The 17,489-nt window shown below is 70.5% G+C and carries 15 protein-coding genes and 1 tRNA gene; 5 read left to right on the top strand and 11 right to left on the bottom strand.

Features of this window, described 5'->3' with window-relative positions:
- From ABD197_RS08295 to ABD197_RS08275, 5 genes are all read right to left on the bottom strand, one after another.
- Complete coding sequence (locus ABD197_RS08295; RefSeq protein WP_344053446.1) at positions 1–825, bottom strand: undecaprenyl-diphosphate phosphatase; 825 nt, start codon at positions 823–825, stop codon at positions 1–3.
- Positions 826–869: 44 nt separating this feature from the next.
- Positions 870–2,171, bottom strand: a complete 1,302-nt coding sequence (locus ABD197_RS08290) for a M20/M25/M40 family metallo-hydrolase (protein ID WP_344053444.1) — start codon at positions 2,169–2,171, stop codon at positions 870–872.
- A 91-nt stretch (positions 2,172–2,262) separates the two neighbouring features.
- A tRNA-Leu gene (locus ABD197_RS08285) sits at positions 2,263–2,347 on the bottom strand.
- Positions 2,348–2,430: 83 nt separating this feature from the next.
- Positions 2,431–3,513 carry a VIT1/CCC1 transporter family protein gene (locus tag ABD197_RS08280; RefSeq protein WP_344053442.1) on the bottom strand — a complete coding sequence of 361 codons (1,083 nt, stop codon included), beginning with the start codon at positions 3,511–3,513 and terminating at the stop codon, positions 2,431–2,433.
- Between the two features lie 123 nt (positions 3,514–3,636).
- Entirely contained in the window at positions 3,637–5,478 is a 1,842-nt protein-coding gene (locus tag ABD197_RS08275; protein WP_344053440.1) for a DEAD/DEAH box helicase, read from the bottom strand.
- Positions 5,479–5,614: 136 nt separating this feature from the next.
- Between ABD197_RS08275 and ABD197_RS08270 the strand changes: the two genes are divergently transcribed.
- Positions 5,615–6,472 (top strand): SGNH/GDSL hydrolase family protein, encoded by an 858-nt coding sequence (locus tag ABD197_RS08270; RefSeq protein WP_344053438.1) that lies wholly within the window; start codon positions 5,615–5,617, stop codon positions 6,470–6,472.
- Between the two features lie 54 nt (positions 6,473–6,526).
- Here ABD197_RS08270 and ABD197_RS08265 read toward each other — a convergent pair whose 3' ends face one another.
- Positions 6,527–7,336 carry a TrmH family RNA methyltransferase gene (locus ABD197_RS08265; protein ID WP_344053436.1) on the bottom strand — a complete coding sequence of 270 codons (810 nt, stop codon included), beginning with the start codon at positions 7,334–7,336 and terminating at the stop codon, positions 6,527–6,529.
- A 133-nt stretch (positions 7,337–7,469) separates the two neighbouring features.
- Here ABD197_RS08265 and ABD197_RS08260 point away from each other — a divergent pair, with 133 nt between their 5' ends.
- Positions 7,470–8,321, top strand: a complete 852-nt coding sequence (locus ABD197_RS08260) for a Sir2 family NAD-dependent protein deacetylase (RefSeq protein WP_344053434.1) — start codon at positions 7,470–7,472, stop codon at positions 8,319–8,321.
- Positions 8,322–8,365: 44 nt separating this feature from the next.
- The gene (locus tag ABD197_RS08255) at positions 8,366–8,959 is read left to right on the top strand and encodes a histidine phosphatase family protein (protein WP_344053432.1); all 594 of its coding nucleotides are present in this window, start codon (positions 8,366–8,368) and stop codon (positions 8,957–8,959) included.
- A 6-nt stretch (positions 8,960–8,965) separates the two neighbouring features.
- Here the strand turns inward: ABD197_RS08255 and ABD197_RS08250 are convergent, their stop codons facing one another.
- From ABD197_RS08250 to ABD197_RS08230, 5 genes are read right to left on the bottom strand one after another with little or no spacing between them, the layout of a single operon-like run.
- Positions 8,966–9,778: an HpcH/HpaI aldolase/citrate lyase family protein gene (locus ABD197_RS08250; protein WP_344053431.1), complete on the bottom strand. Its 813-nt coding sequence runs from the start codon at positions 9,776–9,778 to the stop codon at positions 8,966–8,968.
- A complete protein-coding gene (locus ABD197_RS08245) occupies positions 9,775–10,278 on the bottom strand; it encodes a MaoC family dehydratase (protein ID WP_344053429.1) in 504 nt (167 codons plus the stop codon). The genes ABD197_RS08250 and ABD197_RS08245 overlap by 4 nt, the downstream gene beginning before the upstream one ends.
- A gap of 5 nt (positions 10,279–10,283) precedes the next feature.
- Positions 10,284–11,435: an acyl-CoA dehydrogenase family protein gene (locus tag ABD197_RS08240; protein ID WP_344053426.1), complete on the bottom strand. Its 1,152-nt coding sequence runs from the start codon at positions 11,433–11,435 to the stop codon at positions 10,284–10,286.
- A 16-nt stretch (positions 11,436–11,451) separates the two neighbouring features.
- Complete coding sequence (locus tag ABD197_RS08235; RefSeq protein WP_344053424.1) at positions 11,452–13,392, bottom strand: acetyl/propionyl/methylcrotonyl-CoA carboxylase subunit alpha; 1,941 nt, start codon at positions 13,390–13,392, stop codon at positions 11,452–11,454.
- A complete protein-coding gene (locus ABD197_RS08230; RefSeq protein ID WP_344053421.1) occupies positions 13,389–14,942 on the bottom strand; it encodes a carboxyl transferase domain-containing protein in 1,554 nt (517 codons plus the stop codon). The genes ABD197_RS08235 and ABD197_RS08230 overlap by 4 nt, the downstream gene beginning before the upstream one ends.
- Before the next feature lie 105 nt (positions 14,943–15,047).
- Between ABD197_RS08230 and ABD197_RS08225 the strand changes: the two genes are divergently transcribed.
- Together ABD197_RS08225 and ABD197_RS08220 are read left to right on the top strand one after the other, a co-directional pair.
- Positions 15,048–15,644 carry an SACE_7040 family transcriptional regulator gene (locus ABD197_RS08225; RefSeq protein WP_344053419.1) on the top strand — a complete coding sequence of 199 codons (597 nt, stop codon included), beginning with the start codon at positions 15,048–15,050 and terminating at the stop codon, positions 15,642–15,644.
- A 32-nt stretch (positions 15,645–15,676) separates the two neighbouring features.
- Positions 15,677–17,482, top strand: coding sequence for an alkaline phosphatase family protein (locus ABD197_RS08220; RefSeq protein ID WP_344053417.1), 1,806 nt, complete (start codon positions 15,677–15,679; stop codon positions 17,480–17,482).
- The last annotated feature ends 7 nt before the right edge of the window (positions 17,483–17,489 follow it).

Raw genomic sequence — 17,489 nt, 5'->3', positions numbered from 1 at the left:
TCAGTAGGCCTGGATCACGCCCAGGCTGAGCAGGACGAGCAGCAGCGAGCCGAGCGCGACGCGGTAGATCACGAACGGCAGGAAGCTGTGCTTCGAGATCCACTTCATGAAGAACGCGATCACCCCGAGCGCCACGACGAACGCCACGACGGTGGCGACGGCCGTCTCGCCGAGAGTGAACACCCCGGGCTCGTTCCAGCTCTTCGCCAGCTGGTAGAAGCCGCTGCCGAAGACGGCCGGGATCGCCAGCAGGAAGGCGTACCTCGCGGCCGCGGCGCGCTCATAGCCCATGAACAGACCGGCCGTGATCGTCCCTCCGGAACGTGAGACGCCGGGAATGAGGGCGAGTGCCTGCGCGAAGCCGTAGATGATGCCGTGCGGGACGGTGAGGTCCTTCAGTTCGCGCTTCTTCGCACCGACGTGGTCGGCGATTCCGAGCAGCACGCCGAAGAAGATCAGCATGCCGGCGATGAGCCACAGCGAGCGGAACGTCGTCTCGATCTGATCCTGGAAAAGCAGGCCGAGGACGACGATCGGGATCGTGCCGACGATGATGAGCCAGCCCATGCGCGCATCCGGGTCGCTCGCGGGCACACGACGCACGAGCGAGCGGAACCACGCGCCGATGATCCGGACGATGTCGCGCCAGAAGAACAGGATGACGGCCGCTTCGGTGCCGATCTGCGTGATCGCGGTGAAGGCCGCGCCGGGGTCCTGCGCGGCGGGGAGGAACTCGCCGACGATGCGCAGGTGCGCGCTGGAGGAGATGGGCAGGAACTCGGTGAGTCCCTGGACCAGCCCGAGGATGATCGCCTCGATAAGCATGGGGATGCCTTTCGTGCTGTGTCGAGCGCCGTCGGTCGAGGTGGTCAGTAGGTGCGGAGCAGCTCGGTCAGCACGCGCTGACCGAATTCGAGCGCGTCCAGCGGGACGCGCTCATCGACACCGTGGAACATCCCGGTGAAGTCGAGGTCGGCGGGCAGCCGCAGCGGCGCGAACCCGAAACCGGCGATGCCGAGGGCCGCGAGAGCCTTGTTGTCGGTGCCGCCGCCCATGAGATACGGGATGACGGGCACACCCGGGTCGGCTCGGTCGAGAGCGCCGACCATCGCGTCGACGAGCGTGCCCGCGAACGGGACCTCGAGGCCGATGTCGCGCACGACGATCTCGATCTCGACGTCCTCGCCGACGATCCGCTGGATTTCGGCGAGCGTCTCGTCCTCCCGGCCGGGCAGGGTGCGCACGTCGATCAGTGCTTCGGCGGCGTCGGGGATCACGTTGTGCTTGTACCCCGCGGTCAGGCCGGTGGGGTTCGTCGTCGTGCGCAGCGTCGAGCGGATGAAGCCTTCGGCCGGCCCGGTGCTCTGCGCCAGTTCGTCGGGATCCGTCGTGCCGTTCGCCGCGAGGTCCGCGAGGCCCTCGAGCATGCGCTGCGTGGTCGGGGTGAGACGGACCGGCCACTCGGTGCGCCCGAGGGCCGCGACCGCCTCGGCCAGCCGGGTGACGGCGTTGTCGGGGTGGACGCGACTGCCGTGCCCGGCGCGTCCGCGCGCGCGCAGGCGCAGCCACACGAGCGCCTTCTCACCGACCTGGAGCAGATAGGCGCGCCGCTCCCCCACCGCGATCGAGTAGCCGCCGACCTCGCTGATCGCCTCCGTAGCGCCGGAGAACCACTCCGGCCGGTCGGCGACGACGAGCTGAGACCCTTCGATGCCGCCGTTCTCCTCGTCGGCGAAGAACACCAGAATGAGGTCGCGCTCGGGCTGCTCCCCCGCACGCAGCAGCGTGGCCACGGAGGCGAGGATCATGGCGTCCATGTCCTTCATGTCCACGGCGCCCCGACCCCACAGCATCCCGTCGCGGATCTCGCCGGCGAACGGGTCGACGGACCAGTCGGCCGCCATCGCCGGGACGACGTCGAGGTGGCCGTGCAGCACGAGGGCGGGCTTGTGGGGGTCGCGTCCCGGCACGCGCGCCATCACGTTCGTGCGGCGCGGGATCGGCTCGTAGTACGCCGGCTGCAGGCCGAGGCGCTCGAGGAAGGCGCCGACGTACTCGGCCGCTTCGCGCTCGCCCTCGGAGCGACCGCCACCCCAGTTCGTGGTGTCGAACCGGATCAGATCCCGCGCGATGCGGACAACCTCGGGCAGGTCGGCTTCGTTCGCAGGCATGCGCACCAATGTACCGGCGCGGGCCGGGAGCCTCGAACCGAGGAGGGCGGGAACAGCGGAAGGCCCCCGTTTCCGGGGGCCTTCCGACCTGTGCGCGAGGGGGGACTTGAACCCCCACGCCCTATACGGGCACTAGCACCTCAAGCTAGCGCGTCTACCTATTCCGCCACCCGCGCATGGGTGTGGGTTGTCGCCAACCGAAGATCGACATTATCACGTTCCCGACCGTGGCTGAAAACAGCGGCCGTCCTGCCGGGGCTCAGCCGACCGAGACGCCGAAGATCCACCCGAGCACATACGTGACCGCCGCGGCGCCGAAGCCGATCGCCAGCTGACGCAGGGCTCGCCGCAGCGGCGGACCCCCGGAGAGCAGACCCACCATGGCTCCCGTGGCCATGAGCGCGATGCCCACGAGCACGAGGGCGGTCGCGACGGCCGCGAAGCCGGACAGCCCGAAGATCCACGGCAGCACCGGGATGATCGCTCCGGACGCGAAGAACAGGAAGCTCGAGATCGCCGCGTTCCAGGCGCCCCCGACGAGCTCGTGGTCGCTCGGCGGGTCCAGCGGCGCGCCGTGCGGGGCCGTGCCCTCCTGTGCGGCGGTGACCACGAGCCGCGCCCTCGCGAGCGCCTCGTCCTCGGACATGCCGCGAGTGCGGTAGACGAGCGCCAGCTCGTTCGCGTCCAGGTCCAGGTGCGGGAGCGACGCGTCGGCGTAGTCGTTCGGCTCGGTCGCGGCGAGCAGCTCCCGCTGCGAGCGGACCGAGACGAACTCTCCCGCACCCATCGACAGCGCTCCGGCGAGCAGACCCGCGATGCCGCTGAAGAGCACGAACTGCGGCGCGACCCCGGTCGCGCCGATGCCCATCACGAGGGCGAGATTGGAGACCAGCCCGTCGTTCGCGCCGAACACCGCCGCCCGGAATGTGCCGGACAGGCGCCTGCGTCCACGGGCCGCGAGGCCTCGGACGACTTCGTGGTGGATCTTCTCGTCCGCTGCCATCGTCGCGGTCGCGAACGGCTCGTCGTCGTACGGCGAGCGGGCCTCGGCGTTCTGCGCGAGAGCGAGGACGAAGATCGACCCGAACCGCCGTGCCATCCAGCCGAGGAGCACCGTACCGGTGTGGGGGCGGGGCAGTCGCTCGGGCTCACCGCCCAGCAGGCGCAGCCAGTGCGCCTCGTGACGTCCCTCCGCGTCGGCGAGCGCCGTGAGGATCTCACGCTCCTCGCCGTCCTTCCGGGCGGCGAGCTCGCGGTACACGCGCGCCTCGGCGCGCTCGTCGACGAGGTATTGCGACCACCGGCGACGATCTCTCGCGGTGGGTTGTGCGGGCGCGCTCAAGAGAGCCTCCAAAGGCTGCGGTGCGGGGATCCCTCCACGCTAATGAGCCGCGGCGCCGGCGCGTGCCTCCAGACGGGGATTGCCAGCATTTCGGGGTTCCGAACGGACACCCGCCGAACCCGATCAGGACCGGACGCGTGCCCGGAGGACGTCGATGCGTGCCTGCAGCTGCGCCACCGTCGCGTGCGAGACGGCCGGCCCGCCGCAGACGCGGCGCAGTTCGGCGTGCACCATGCCGTGCGGGTCACCGCTCTGCCGCGCGTACAGCCCGACGAGGCTGTTCAGCAGCTGTCTCTGCTCTTTGAGCGTGCGATGCAGCGCGGCCGGTGGGGCGGGCTGATCCGTGGTCTGGCCCGCCCCCTCGCGCGCCTCCCGCGCCCGACGGTGCCGGCTCTGGCGCGACTGGCGCTGCTGCAGAAGCTCGTGCACGTGCTCGGGCTCGAGGAGTCCGGGCAGCCCGAGGAACTCCTCCTCCTCGGGTGTCCCGGGGACAGCCAGCTCGCCGAACTCGCGACCGTCGTACAGGACGCGGTCGAAATGCGCGACGGAGCCGAGCGCCTGGTACGTGAACTCGTACGTCAGGGCGTCGGATGCCGATTCCTCGCGCTCCGCGGCATCCATCGCGTCCTCGTCCAGCCCCCCTTCGTCCTCGCCGCCGCCGTCACGGTCCAGGGCGTGGTCGCGCTGCCGCTCCATCTCTCCCGCGAGCGCGAGGAGCTGCGGCACGTGCGGAAGGAAGATGCTCGCCGTCTCGCCGCGCCGACGCGCCCGGACGAAGCGGCCGATCGCCTGCGCGAAGAACAGCGGCGTCGAGGCGGACGTCGCGTACACGCCCACCGAAAGGCGCGGGACGTCGACGCCTTCGGAGACCATGCGCACCGCGACCATCCAGCGGGACGAACCCTGCGCGAACGCCTCGATGCGCCCCGAGGCCTCGGCTTCGTCGGAGAGCACGACGGTGGGCGCCTCTCCGCTGACCTCCTCGAGGATCGCGGCGTACGCGCGGGCCGCGGTCTGATCGGTCGCGATCACGAGCCCACCGGCATCCGGAACCTGCTCGCGCACTTCGCTCAGCCGTCGATCCGCCGAGCGGAGCACCGCGGGGATCCACTCCCCCTCCGGATCCAGCGCCGTCCGCCACGCCTGCGCGGTGATGTCCTTCGTGTTGTCCTGCCCGAGCCGCGCCTCCATCTCGTCGCCCGTCCGGGTGCGCCACCGCATCTGGCCCGCATAGACGAGGAACATGACGGGTCGCACGACGCCGTCGGCGAGCGCGCGCCCGTAGCCGTAGCTGTAGTCGGTGCGGGAGAGCCGGATGCCCTTCTCGTCGGGCAGATACTCCACGAACGGGATGGGAGCCGTGTCGCTGCGGAACGGGGTCCCCGACAGCAGGAGCCGGCGCGTGGCACGCCCGTACGCCTCTCGGAGCGCCTCGCCCCAGCTGAGCGCGTCACCGCCGTGATGGACCTCGTCGAGGATCACGAGCGTGCGGGCGTCCTCCGTCACCCGCTGGTGCACGGACGCCTTGACGGCGACCTGCGCATACGTCACCGCGATGCCGTGATAGTGACGCGCCGGCGCGACGTGGCGATTGCTGAACACGGGATCCAGTCGCAGCGACACGCGCGCCGCGGCGTCGGCCCACTGGGTCTTCAGATGCTCCGTCGGCGCAACGACGACGATGCGATCGATCACCCGCCGGCGCAGCAGCTCGGTCGCGAGACGCAGCGCGAACGTGGTCTTGCCGGCGCCCGGGGTCGCCGCCGCGAGGAAGTCCCGCGGGCCCGAGCCCACCCCGTCGGGCCCGTCGAGTCCGAAGTACAGATCGAGTGCCTCCGCCTGCCACGCCCGGAGGCGCCCCGCCGTTCCCCAGGGCGCCCGCTGCGGGTAGGACGGAGACAGATGCTCGGCGGCGAAGCTGCCCAGGTGCGGGCCGGGGGCTTCGAGAAGGGCGTCTTCGTCCACAACACCCTCCTCCCCGGACCGGACCGCCGGTCGACACGACGAGTGACCACGATAGACGACCCGCACGACATCTTCGGATCGGTGGGCGGGGTGGGGGCGCGATAGCCTCGTGATGATCACGAAGCGAGGAAGACCGATGCCCACAAGCGACGATCAGACCCCCGAGATCACGAATCTCGGCCATCATCCCTGGCGACGGTTCGTCGCGCTCGGCGACTCGTTCACCGAGGGCATCGGAGACCCCGAACCCGGCTCGCCGGGCGGGCACCGCGGCTGGGCCGATCGTGTGGCCGAAGTCCTCTCGCAGCAGGTCGATGACTTCGCGTACGCGAACCTCGCCGTCCGCGGCAAGCTCATCGCCCAGATCGTGGCGGGGCAGGTGGATGCCGCGCTCGAGCTCAAACCCGACCTCATCACGTTCTCCGCCGGCGGCAACGACGTCATCCGCCCCGGCACCGACCCCGACGAAATCTCGGCCCAGTTCGAGGACGCCGTGGTGCGACTGGGGCGGGACGGCGCGACCCTCGTGGTCTTCACCGGGATCGACACGAACTTCACACCCGTGTTCCGCGGATTCCGCGGAAAGGTCGCGATCTACAACGAGAACATCCGCGCGATCGCGGATCGGTACGACTGCATCGTCGCCGACCAGTGGGCGCTGAAGGAAGTGCAGGACCCGCGCTTCTTCGACCCCGACCGCCTGCACTACAACTCCCTCGGCCACCACGAAGTCGCGCGCATGGTGCTGCGGGCCCTGAACGTGCCGAACGACCTGCAGCCGATGCAGCCCGACCCGCTCCCGGTGCGCACGTGGCGTGCCGCGCGCACGGAGGACTTCGTGTGGGCGCGGACCCACTTCGTCCCGTGGGTGCTGCGCAGGGTGCGCCACGAATCGTCCGGTGACGCGATCACCGCGAAGCGCCCCGCACCGTTGCCCGTCACGACGCTCGCGCCCGCGAAGGACCCGACGGCCGAAATCGGCGAAGAGGCTTGAGAACCCCGCAGCGCCTGGAGCCCCAGCGGTGCTGCTCCCGCAGCGCCTGGAGTCCTACGGGTGCTGCTCCCGCAGCGCCCAGAGCGCGACGGCGCCGGCCGCGGCGACATTGAGCGAATCCACGCCTCCGGCCATCGGAATCGTGACGATCGTGTCGGCCGCAGCCAGCGCTCGGCGCGTCAGCCCGTCCCCCTCCGCGCCGAGGAGGACGGCGACGCGTTCCGGCCGGGACGCGGCGAAGTCCTCCAGCGACACCGCACCCTCGTCGAGCGCGAGCGCCGCGAGGTGGAATCCCAGGCCGCTGAGGATGCCTCCCGCCTCGCGCCACTCCGGCAGCCTCGTCCACGGAACCTGGAAGACGGTCCCCATGCTGACTCGTACGCTGCGCCGGTAGAGCGGATCGGCGCACCTCGGAGAGATGAGCACGGCATCCGCCCCCAGCGCGGCGGCGCTGCGAAAGGCCGCGCCGACGTTCGTGTGGTCGACGATGTCATCGAGGATCACGACCGTGCGTGCGCCGTCCAGGACATCCGCGACCGCACGCAACACGGGCCGGTGCATCGCCGCGAGAGCACCGCGATGCACCGCGTAGCCCGTCAGAGCCTCGGCGACGTCGGACGGGACGACGAACACCGGCACGTCCAGACCGCTGAGCACGTCCGCGATCTCGGGCAGCCACTTCTCCTGCAGCAGGACGGACCGCGGACGGTGACCCGCCGCGACGGCCCGGGCGATCACTTTGGCAGACTCCGCGATGTACAGACCCCCGGCGGGCTCGAGCACGCGCCGGAGCGCGACGTCGGTCAGGTCACGGTAGTCGACGAGGCGCTCGTCGGCGGGATCGACGATCTGATGGACCTGCACGGCACTCCTTCTGATCGCCTGCCGGGGAACCTCCCCACTCTCGCATCCCCGGGTGCGGCGCACGGCCCGTAACATGCCGGTAAACCGCGCCGCCTACACTCTGAGCACGGACCGGACGCGAGGGGGTGAGCGGATGCAGACCATGCCGGAGCAGGATGCCGCCACCGCCGCATCGATCGCCGCCGCCGTGGACGCCCTGACCGGCCGACGCATAGCGATCCTCACCGGCGCCGGCGTCTCCACCGATTCCGGCATCCCCGACTACCGTGGGCGCGGCGCGCCGGTGCGCACCCCGATGACCGTCGAGCAGTTCCTGGCCAGTGAGGATGCCCGCCGCCGCTACTGGGTGGGCAGTCATCTGGGCTGGCGGGTTTTCGCGGCCGCCGACCCCAACCCCGGCCACCGAGCCCTTGCGACCCTCGAATCGCGCGGGATCGCCTCCGGGATCATCACGCAGAACGTGGACGGTCTGCATGTGCGAGCGGGCAGTCGACGGGTGGTGGAGCTGCACGGAACGATGCGCCGGGTCTTCTGCACGCACTGCGGTCAGGTCTTCGACCGCCGCGACCTCGCCGAGCGCGTCGAGACCGACAACCCCTGGATCTCGGTGCCCGAGAGCGTCGCACTCGGACCCGACGGCGACGTGCTGCCCGAGAGCACGGCGGGATTCCGGATCCCGGCGTGCACGGTGTGCGGAGGGATGCTGAAGCCCGACGTCGTGTTCTTCGGCGAGTTCATCCCGGCGGAGAAGTTCCGCGAGGCCGAACAGCTCGTCCGTACGAGCGATGCCCTGCTGATCGCCGGTTCCTCGCTCGTGGTCAACTCCGGCATCCGCCTGCTCGAGCGCGCGCGGCGGCGGCGGCTGCCGATCGTGATCGTGAACCGCGGCGAGACCCGGGCGGACCGTCGGGCCACGGTCAAGATCGACGCGGGTGCGAGCGATGTCCTGCACACCCTCGCCGAGACCCTGCCCCCTCTCAGCTGAGACCGTCCGGCGTTCTCCCCGGATCACCCGCCTAGGCTCGAACGGTGACCCAGCTGATCCTCGTCCGACACGGCGAAACGGACTGGAACCGCGACCGGCGGATCCAGGGCGCCACCGACATCCCGCTGAACGACACCGGCCGCGCTCAGGCCCGCGAGACGGGTGCGGCGCTGCGCGGAGCGGCTGGAGAGCCGATCGTCGTCTCCAGCGATCTGTCCCGCGCCCGCGAAACCGCGCAGATCATCGCGGACGAGATCGGAGTCGAAGTGGGCCCGGCCTACCAAGGGCTGCGCGAGCGCTCGTACGGCGAGGCGGAGGGCGTGGCGGCCGAGGAGTTCATCCGACGGTGGGGCGACTGGCACAGCGCCGAGATCCCCGGCGCGGAACCGTGGCCGCAGCTGCGACGCCGGGGCCTGCGCGCCCTCGATCAGGTTGTGCGGGACGTACGTCGCGCGACCGCTCCGGCGGCGGCATCCGTCATCGTCGTCACGCACGGTGCGATGATCCGCGAACTGCTGCGCCACGCCACGGGCGGCGAACTCCCGCCGGTCGGCGAGCGCCTGCCGAACGGATCGGCGTACACGGTGCTCTACGAGCGCGAGCGCCTGCGCCTCGTGTCGTACGCGCAGACCGCGTGAGCCGGCTCAGTCCCCGGACCGCGCGAGGGTGGCGCGGGCGTGCCGGAGCACCGGTTCGTCCACCATGCGCCCCTCGTAGGTGAACACACCGCGCTCGGTCCGCGCGGCGGAGAGGACGCCGCGCGCCCATGCCACGGCGGCGTCATCCGGTCGATACGCCGCGCGGATGATGCCGACCTGGCTCGGGTGGATGCAGGCTGTCGCGGTGAATCCGGATGCCGCGGCATCGGTCGCCTCGATCCTCAGGCGCTTCGTCTCGGCGATGTCCAGGTGCACCGCATCGATCGCAGCCTTCCCGCGCGCTCCCGCCGCGAGCAGGACACGCGCGCGGGCATGGCGGGCGATGTCGCGGTAGCGACCGTTGGGCTTGCGGCTGCCCGTCCCGCCCAGGCTCGCCACGAGATCCTCCGCACCCCACATCAGGCCCGAGACCTGATCGTGCGCGGCGAACTTCTCCGCCGCGGCGACGCCACGCGCTGTCTCGCACAGCGCGATGATCGAGAACCGCCCGTCGATGTCGCGGAGCTGCTTCACGCTCTCCGCCTTCGCGACCATGACGGTGCGGTAGTCGGTCTGCGACAGCGTCGCGAGGTCGGCGACGAAGGCGTCGGTGCCCGGCGGGTTGACCCGGACGATCACCCGATCCGGGTCGAGCTCGGACTCGATCAGTGCGCCGCGCGCGGCGACCTTCGCCGACGGTGCGACGGCGTCCTCGAGGTCGAGGATCACCGCGTCCGCACGCTCGAGCGCTTTGCCGAACCTTTCCGGGCGGTCGGCCGGACAGAACAGGATCGCCGGACCGTGGTCGAAGACGCTCACGAGGTCTCCCCCTGCGCCGCGGGAGCGGCATCCGCTCTCCACATCAGCGCGACGCGCGTCGCCGTCGCGACGACCTCGCCATGCTGATTGCGTCCGGTGTGGCGGAGTGTCACGATGCCCTGCCCCGGTCGGGAGGCCGACGCGCGGACCGCGAGGACCTCGGTCTCGGTGTAGAGCGTGTCGCCGTGGAACAGCGGGGCCGGGAACGCGATGTCCGACAGACCGAGCTGCGCGACGAGCGTGCCCTGCGTGAGCTGGCCCACCGATGCGCCGACCATGGTCGCCAGCGTCCACATCGAATTCATCAGGCGCTGCCCGAACGGCTGGGTCGCCGCGTACGCCGCATCCAGATGCAGGGCCTGGGCGTTCATCGTGAGCGAGGAGAACAGGACGTTGTCGGTCTCGGTGGCCGTACGGCCGGGGCGGTGCACGTACACGTCCCCCACGGCGAACTCGTCGAAATACAGTCCGCGCTGCACGATCCCCGTCCGCTCCGTCATGGTGCTCACGCTACTCCGAGCGCGCGCGCGATCAGCAGGAGCTGCACTTCGCTCGTCCCCTCCCCGATCTCGAGGATCTTCGAGTCGCGATAGTGGCGGGCCACGGGGTATTCGTTCATGAAGCCGTTCCCGCCGAAGATCTGGGTCGCGTCACGGGCGTTGTCCATCGCCGCGTCGCTCGCGGTGAGCTTCGCGATCGCGGCTTCGGTCTTGAACGGGCGCCCCGCGTCGCGGAGGCGGGCCGCGTGATGCCATGCGAGCCGGGCGTTGTGCACGCGCAGCTGCATCCGCGCGATCATGAACTGGATGCTCTGGCGGGTGGAGAGCGCCTCGCCGAAGACCGTGCGCTTCTTGGCATAGTCCAGCGCGGCCTCCAGGCAGCCCTCGGCGGCGCCCGTGGACAGCGCCGCGATCGCGATGCGTCCCTCGTCGAGGATGTGCAGGAAATTCGCGAATCCGCGTCCCCGCTCGCCCAGCAGATTCGCCTCCGGGACGCGGGCGTCCTGGAAGGTGAGCGGATGCGTGTCGGATGCGTGCCACCCGACTTTGTCGTACGCGGCCTCGACCGTGAACCCGGTTGTACCGGACGGGACGATGATCGTGGAGATCTCCTTGCGGCCCTCGCGCTCGCCGGTGACGGCGGTCACCGTCACGAAGCGCGTGATGTCAGTTCCGGAGTTCGTGATGAACTGCTTCGCGCCGTTGATCACCCACTCGCCGTCCTCGAGCCGCGCCGTGGTGCGGGTCGCGCCGGCGTCCGAGCCGGCTTCGGGCTCGGTCAGTCCGAACCCGGCGAGAGCGGTTCCGGCCAGCAGATCGGGCAGGAGCTCCGCCTTCTGCGCATCGGTGCCGAAGCGGAAGACCGGCATCGCCCCGAGGCTGACCCCCGCCTCCAGGGTGATCGCGATCGACTGGTCGACCCGGCCGAGCGCTTCGATCGCCAAGCAGAGCGCGAAGTAATCGCCGCCCTGCCCGCCGAACTCCTCCGGGAACGGCAGCCCGAACAGGCCGAGCTCGCCCATCTGAGCGACGACGTCCAGCGGCAGCGTCTTCGTCCGGTCCGCTTCGTACGAGCGCGGGGCGACGACCTCGTCGGCGAACGCCCGGACGAGTTGCGCGAGCTCGCGCTCGTCGTCGGTCAGATTGCGGTGATCCATGGTGCTCCTCGGGGTGTCAGGAGGTCTCACGGCCGGGTTCGGCAGAGACGTGGGCGATGATCTGGTCGCGGCGCACCTGGTCGCCGACGCCGATCGCGAGCGAGAGGATGCCGTCGTGCGGGGCGAGCACGGGGTGCTCCATCTTCATGGCCTCGATCGTGAGTACCCGCTCCCCCGCGCGCACGTGCGCGCCGTCCGCCTGGTGCACGGCCACGACCGCGCCGGGCATCGGCGCGCGCAGCTCGGGAGCGGTGGCCGAGGCTTCTCCATCCCGTCCTCGCAAGCGGTGCTCCATCGCCTCACGCCGTCCGAGCGCCCGCAGCCGGTGGGTCGAGCCGTCGGCGTGCACCCACGCCCAGCCCTCGTCGTCGAGGACGGCGGCGGCATCGGACGGCGCGGGTGTCACGGTCCGGATCTCTCCGTCCTCGATGAGCACGGCGACCAGGGTGTCGGGCGCCGGCAGGCTCGCGCGCCAGCCCGACGCGGCGCGCCAGAGGGCGGACGCGTGTGCGCGTCCCGGGGACTCCGGGCGCAGTGCAGCCGCCGCGTTCAGCGCTGCCTCACCCGGGGGCGGGTCGGTGTAGGCGGGCAGTCGATCGATGAGCCCGGTGTCCAGCTCGCCGGCCTGGACGGCGGGATCCGCCAGGAGTGTCCTCAGGAACCCGAGGTTCGTGTCCACACCGAGAACGACCGTGTCGCCGAGCGCGCTGTCCAGTCGAGCGAGGGCCTCGTGGCGGTCGGCGCCGTGCGCGATCACCTTCGCGATCATCGGGTCGTAGTCGGCGGAGACCACGGAGCCGGTCTCCACGGCCGCGTCCGTGCGCACGGCGTCCGCCGCCCGCCACAGTCGCACGGGGCCCGCCGCGGGCAGGAAGCCCCGCGCAGGACTCTCGGCGTACACGCGGGCCTCGATCGCGTGCCCGTCCAGACGCACGTCGTTCTGGGTGAGCCCGAGAGGTTGCCCGGCGGCGATGCGCACCTGCTCCTCCACGAGGTCGATTCCGGTCACGAGCTCGGTGACGGGATGCTCGACCTGCAGCCGCGTGTTCATCTCGATGAAGAAGAAGTCCTCCGGGCGGTCACCCGCGACGAGGAACTCGACCGTCCCGGCGCCGCGGTAGTCCACCGATGCCGCGGCGGCGCAGGCGGCTTCGCCGAGCCGCGCCCGGGTGCCGGCATCCACGACGGGCGAGGGTGCCTCTTCGATCACTTTCTGGTGCCGCCGCTGCAGCGTGCACTCGCGCTCGCCGAGGTGGATCACGGTGCCGCGCGCGTCGGCGAGGACCTGCACCTCGATGTGCCGGGGGCGTTCGATCAGGCGCTCCAGCAACAGGGTGTCGTCGCCGAACGACGCGGCGGCGATCCGGCGGGCCGTGATCAGGGCGTCCGGCAGATCGGTCGCCGACCGGACGACCTGCATACCCTTGCCGCCTCCCCCCGCGGAGGGCTTGATCAGCAGCGGATACCCCGCAGCCGCGGCGGCTCGCTCGATCTCGGCGTCCGTCATCCCGGCCGCGCTGAAACCCGGGACCGTGGGCACGCCGTGCTCCTGGACATGGGCCTTGGAGCGGATCTTGTCGCCCATGACCTCCAGGGCCCGCTCACCCGGTCCGATGAAGACGATGCCCGCCGCGCCGCACGCCCGCGCGAACGCGACGTTCTCGGACAGGAAGCCGTAACCCGGATGCACCGCCTGCGCACCGCTCCGGCGAGCAGCCTCGATCACCGCGTCGATGTCGAGATAGGACGCCGAGGCGGCGGCGGGGCCGATCCGGTAGGCGGCATCCGCTTCGCGCACGTGCGGCGCATCGGCGTCGGCGTCGCTGTAGACGGCGACGGAGCGGATGCCGAGCCGGCGGAGGGTCCGGATCACCCGGCGCGCGATCTCGCCGCGATTGGCCACCAGAACGGTGTCGAACGGCGGGGTGTCGGAGATTCTGTCGTCCACGGGGATCACATCCGGAAGAGGCCGAAGCCGGGCTCGGGCAAGGGGGAACGCGAGACGACGTCGAGCGCGAGCCCGAGGAGATCGCGCGTGTCGACGGGATCGATCACGCCGTCGTCCCAGAGGCGCGCCGTCGCGTAGTACGGGCCGCCCTGCTCGTCGTACTGCGCACGGATCGGCGCCTCGAAAGCCGCCTGCTCGACGGCGGACCAGGCCTCGCCGCGCGCCTCGAGCTGGTCGCGCTTGACTGTGGAGAGGACGGACGCGGCCTGCGGCCCGCCCATGACCGAGATCCGACTGGCGGGCCAGGTCCAGAGGAATCGCGGCGAGTAGGCGCGCCCGCACATCGAGTAGTTGCCGGCGCCGAACGAGCCGCCGATCACGACGGTGAGCTTGGGCACGCGGGTCGTGGCGACGGCGGTGACCATCTTCGCGCCGTCCTTCGCGATCCCGCCCGCTTCGGCGTCGCGACCGACCATGAAGCCGGAGATGTTCTGCAGGAACAGCAGCGGGATGCCGCGCTGGTCGCACAGTTCGATGAAGTGGGCGCCCTTCTGCGCAGACTCCGAGAACAGCACCCCGTTGTTGGCGAGGATTCCGACCGGATGGCCGTGGATGCGCGCGAAGCCGGTCACGAGGGTCTGCCCGTAGGAGCTCTTGAACTCGTGCAGGCTGCTGTCGTCCACGAGACGGGCGATGACCTCGTGCACATCGTAAGGCTGGTTCACATCGACCGGAACGACGTCGTAGAGCTCGGCGGGATCCTTCCGCGGCGGAGCGCTCGGCAGCACTTCCCACGCGGGCTCCGCGGGTGGAGGCAGCGTCGCGACGATGTCGCGGACGATCTCGAGCGCGTGCTCGTCGTCTTCGGCCAGGTGATCCACGACTCCCGACCGCGTGGCGTGGAGTTCGCCGCCACCCAGTTCCTCCGCGGTGACGATCTCTCCGATCGCGGCCTTCACCAGCGGCGGACCGCCGAGGAAGATCGTGCCCTGCCCGCGGACGATGACGGTCTCGTCGCTCATCGCCGGGACGTACGCACCACCCGCCGTGCAGGACCCCAGCACGGCGGCGATCTGCGGGATCCCCTCCGCGGACATGCGGGCCTGGTTGAAGAAGATGCGTCCGAAATGGTCGCGGTCGGGGAACACTTGGTCCTGCATCGGCAGGAACGCGCCTCCCGAGTCGACGAGGTAGATGCAGGGCAGCCGGTTCTCGCGCGCGATCTCCTGCGCGCGCAGATGCTTCTTGACCGTCATCGGGTAGTACGTGCCACCTTTGACGGTCGCGTCGTTGCACACGACCATGACGTGGCGCCCGTGCACGAGGCCGATACCCGCGATCACCCCCGCGCCGGGGGCTTCGCCGTCGTAGAGGCCCGTGGCGGCGAGCGGAGCGACCTCGACGAAAGGACTGCCCTCGTCCAGGAGCCGATCGACGCGGTCCCGCGGCAGCAGCTTCCCCCGGGCGACGTGACGTTCCCGGGAGGCGGGCGTCCCGCCCTGGGCGGCCGCTTCACGCCGGCGCCGGAGGTCATCGGCGAGGTCTGCCTGCGCGGTCATGTCATCTCCGTCGACGTCACGATCGGATCACGTCCGTTGTCCTGGCGGGATCCGCATGGTTAGGGTTCACTAACTGAATGTCTAGGTTAGCGAGGATTAACTGAGATGACAAGCGGTGCCACCGAACGGGATCGTGCGAAGGCCGACCGGCAGGCGGCGATCCTCCATGAAGCGGCCAGGCTGTTCGCCGAGCGCGGCTTCAGCGGTGTGAGCCTGGAAGAGCTCGGCGCGGCGGTGGGCGTGAGCGGCCCCGCCGTGTACCGCCATTTCGCGAACAAGCAGGCACTCCTCGGCGCGATCCTCGTCCGCGTCAGTGAGCGACTCCTCAGCGGCGGGCGGGCGGTCATCGCGGCGAGCGAATCGCCGAGCGATCGTCTGGATGGCCTCATCCGGTTCCACGTCGACTTCGCGCTGACCGACGCGGACGTCATCCGCGTGCAGGACCGGGACCTCGCCAGCCTGAGCGATGAGGATCGGCAGCGCGTGCGCCGCCTGCAGCGCGAGTACGTCGAGCTGTGGCTCGCGGTCCTGGGCGAGATCCACCCCGACCGCTCGGATGCCGAGCTCCGCACGAGCGCCCACGCGTGCTTCGGACTGATCAACTCCACCCCGCACAGCCTGGGGCGCGCGCGCCCGGCACCGAGCACGAGCACCGTGCGCGGCATCCTCGAGTCGATGGCTTCCGCCGCCCTGCGCGCCTGACCCTCCCGCGGCTCCTTTATGCTGGTCGCACCATGCGCAGGAGAGGTTCCGGGGGGGACGACCGCGCGGCCGATCGGTCCCCCGACACAGCACCGCGAGAGTCCGAGGACGACCTCGTCAGCTCGCGGCGCGACTTCCTGAAGGTCGGCGGCATCGCCGCCGCCGGTCTCGTCGTCGGCGGTGGGGTGGGCGCCGCTGCCGGAGCCTCGGCAGGACGTGCGATCGGGTACTCCGAGGGTGCCCAGGACTACGGCGCGCTCAGCCCGAGATCGGTGCCCGGATTCGATCACGTCGTCGTCTTCATGGGTGAGAACCGGTCGTTCGACAACCTGCTCGGCTGGCTCTACACGCCGGAGAACCTCCCACCCGGGCAGACGTTCGACGGACTCGCGTTCGGCGACTACGCGAACGTCGCTCCGGACGGTCGACGCATCGCCGCGCACGTGTACGAAGGCGCGACCGATGTCGTGATGGGGCTCCCGAACCCCGATCCGGGCGAAGAGTTCCCGCACGTGAACACGCAGCTGTTCGGCTCCGTGCTGCCGGCCACGAACGCCACCGCACAGGTCGCGGCGATGCAGGCTCCCTTCAACGCCCCCGCGTCCGGCACGGACCCCACGATGGACGGATTCGTCCACGACTACGTCAACAACATGGAGCGCAAGAGCGGCAAGGCCCCGGATCCCGCCGTGGTCGATCAGATCATGGGCGGCTTCTCCCCCGAACAGCTTCCGGTCCTGTCCACACTCGCGCGGGAGTTCGCCGTCTTCGACGCCTGGTTCGCGGCGGTCCCGTCCCAGACGTACTGCAATCGCGCGTTCTTCCACGCGTCCACGTCGCACGGCTTCGTGACGAACAAAGTGGGCGCCGGGTACGACAAGTGGCTCGACGCGCCCGCCGTCCCGACGATCTTCACGCGGCTCGAAGAAGCAGGCATCTCCTGGAAGGTCTACTTCGACGAGATGCAGCTCGTCTCCCTCACGGGAGTGCAGATGGCCCCGTCACTGGAGAAGTACTGGCGCACGAAGCACTTCGGTCACATGTCGGAGTTCTACGAGGATGCGAAGGCCGGGAAGCTCCCCGCGTACGCGTTCATCGAGCCGCGCATGGTCTACAACCACAACGACTTCCACCCGCCGTTCGGGGTCTTCCGCACGTCGAAGGTCGACGGCGAGCAGATCCTGGACTCCGCCGTCTCCGACGTGCGCGCCGGGGAGAAGCTCGTCGCGAGTGTGTACAACGCGATCCGCACGAGCGATTCCGCGAAGGGCTCGAACGCGATGAACACCCTCCTGCTCATCACGTTCGACGAGCACGGGGGTACGTACGACCACGTGGTCCCGCCGGCCGCGACACCGCCGACGGTGGATGGCGCGCCCGGGGAGATGGGCTTCACGTTCGACCGACTCGGCTGCCGGGTACCGGCGATCGCGGTGTCCGCGTACACGCGGGCGAACACGATCATCCACGACGAGATGCACCACGGCGCGGTCGCCGCCACGCTCGCGCGGCTGCACGGGCTCAAGCCGCTCACCCGGCGCGACGCCGGCGCGAACGACCTCTTCTCCGTCGTGAACCTGCAGGAGCCGCGCGACCCGCGGACGTGGCCGACGGTGCATCCGATGTACATCCCGGCCAACCCGCAGGCGGATGAATCGATCGACCCCACGTCCCACCCGCACAAGGACAAGCCGCTCAGCCCGCCCGGGCGCGGCCTTCTGGGGCTGCTCCTGGCGCGCTACGGCGGGGACGGGCACGCCGAGCCCGAGACGTTCGAGCAGGCCTACACGACGCTGCAGAAGCATGGGCTCGGTTTGTTCTACCCCAAGATCGATTAGCCCCGAC

The sequence above is a fragment of the Microbacterium lacus genome (genome assembly GCF_039531105.1).
In the GTDB taxonomy this organism is placed as follows: Bacteria; Actinomycetota; Actinomycetes; order Actinomycetales; family Microbacteriaceae; genus Microbacterium; species Microbacterium lacus.
Note: the sequence above shows the minus strand (reverse complement) of the source record. Positions and strands in the feature narration are given on the sequence as shown.

Excerpts from the sequence above, each read along its gene's own strand:
- ABD197_RS08295 (WP_344053446.1), bottom strand. The coding sequence starts at position 825 with ATGCTTATCGAGGCGATCATCCTCGGGCTGGTCCAGGGACTCACCGAG.
- ABD197_RS08290 (WP_344053444.1), bottom strand. The coding sequence starts at position 2,171 with ATGCCTGCGAACGAAGCCGACCTGCCCGAGGTTGTCCGCATCGCGCGG.
- ABD197_RS08270 (WP_344053438.1), top strand. The coding sequence starts at position 5,615 with ATGCCCACAAGCGACGATCAGACCCCCGAGATCACGAATCTCGGCCAT.
- ABD197_RS08260 (WP_344053434.1), top strand. The coding sequence starts at position 7,470 with ATGCAGACCATGCCGGAGCAGGATGCCGCCACCGCCGCATCGATCGCC.
- ABD197_RS08245 (WP_344053429.1), bottom strand. The coding sequence starts at position 10,278 with ATGACGGAGCGGACGGGGATCGTGCAGCGCGGACTGTATTTCGACGAG.
- ABD197_RS08240 (WP_344053426.1), bottom strand. The coding sequence starts at position 11,435 with ATGGATCACCGCAATCTGACCGACGACGAGCGCGAGCTCGCGCAACTC.
- ABD197_RS08230 (WP_344053421.1), bottom strand. The coding sequence starts at position 14,942 with ATGACCGCGCAGGCAGACCTCGCCGATGACCTCCGGCGCCGGCGTGAA.
- ABD197_RS08225 (WP_344053419.1), top strand. The coding sequence starts at position 15,048 with ATGACAAGCGGTGCCACCGAACGGGATCGTGCGAAGGCCGACCGGCAG.
- ABD197_RS08220 (WP_344053417.1), top strand. The coding sequence starts at position 15,677 with ATGCGCAGGAGAGGTTCCGGGGGGGACGACCGCGCGGCCGATCGGTCC.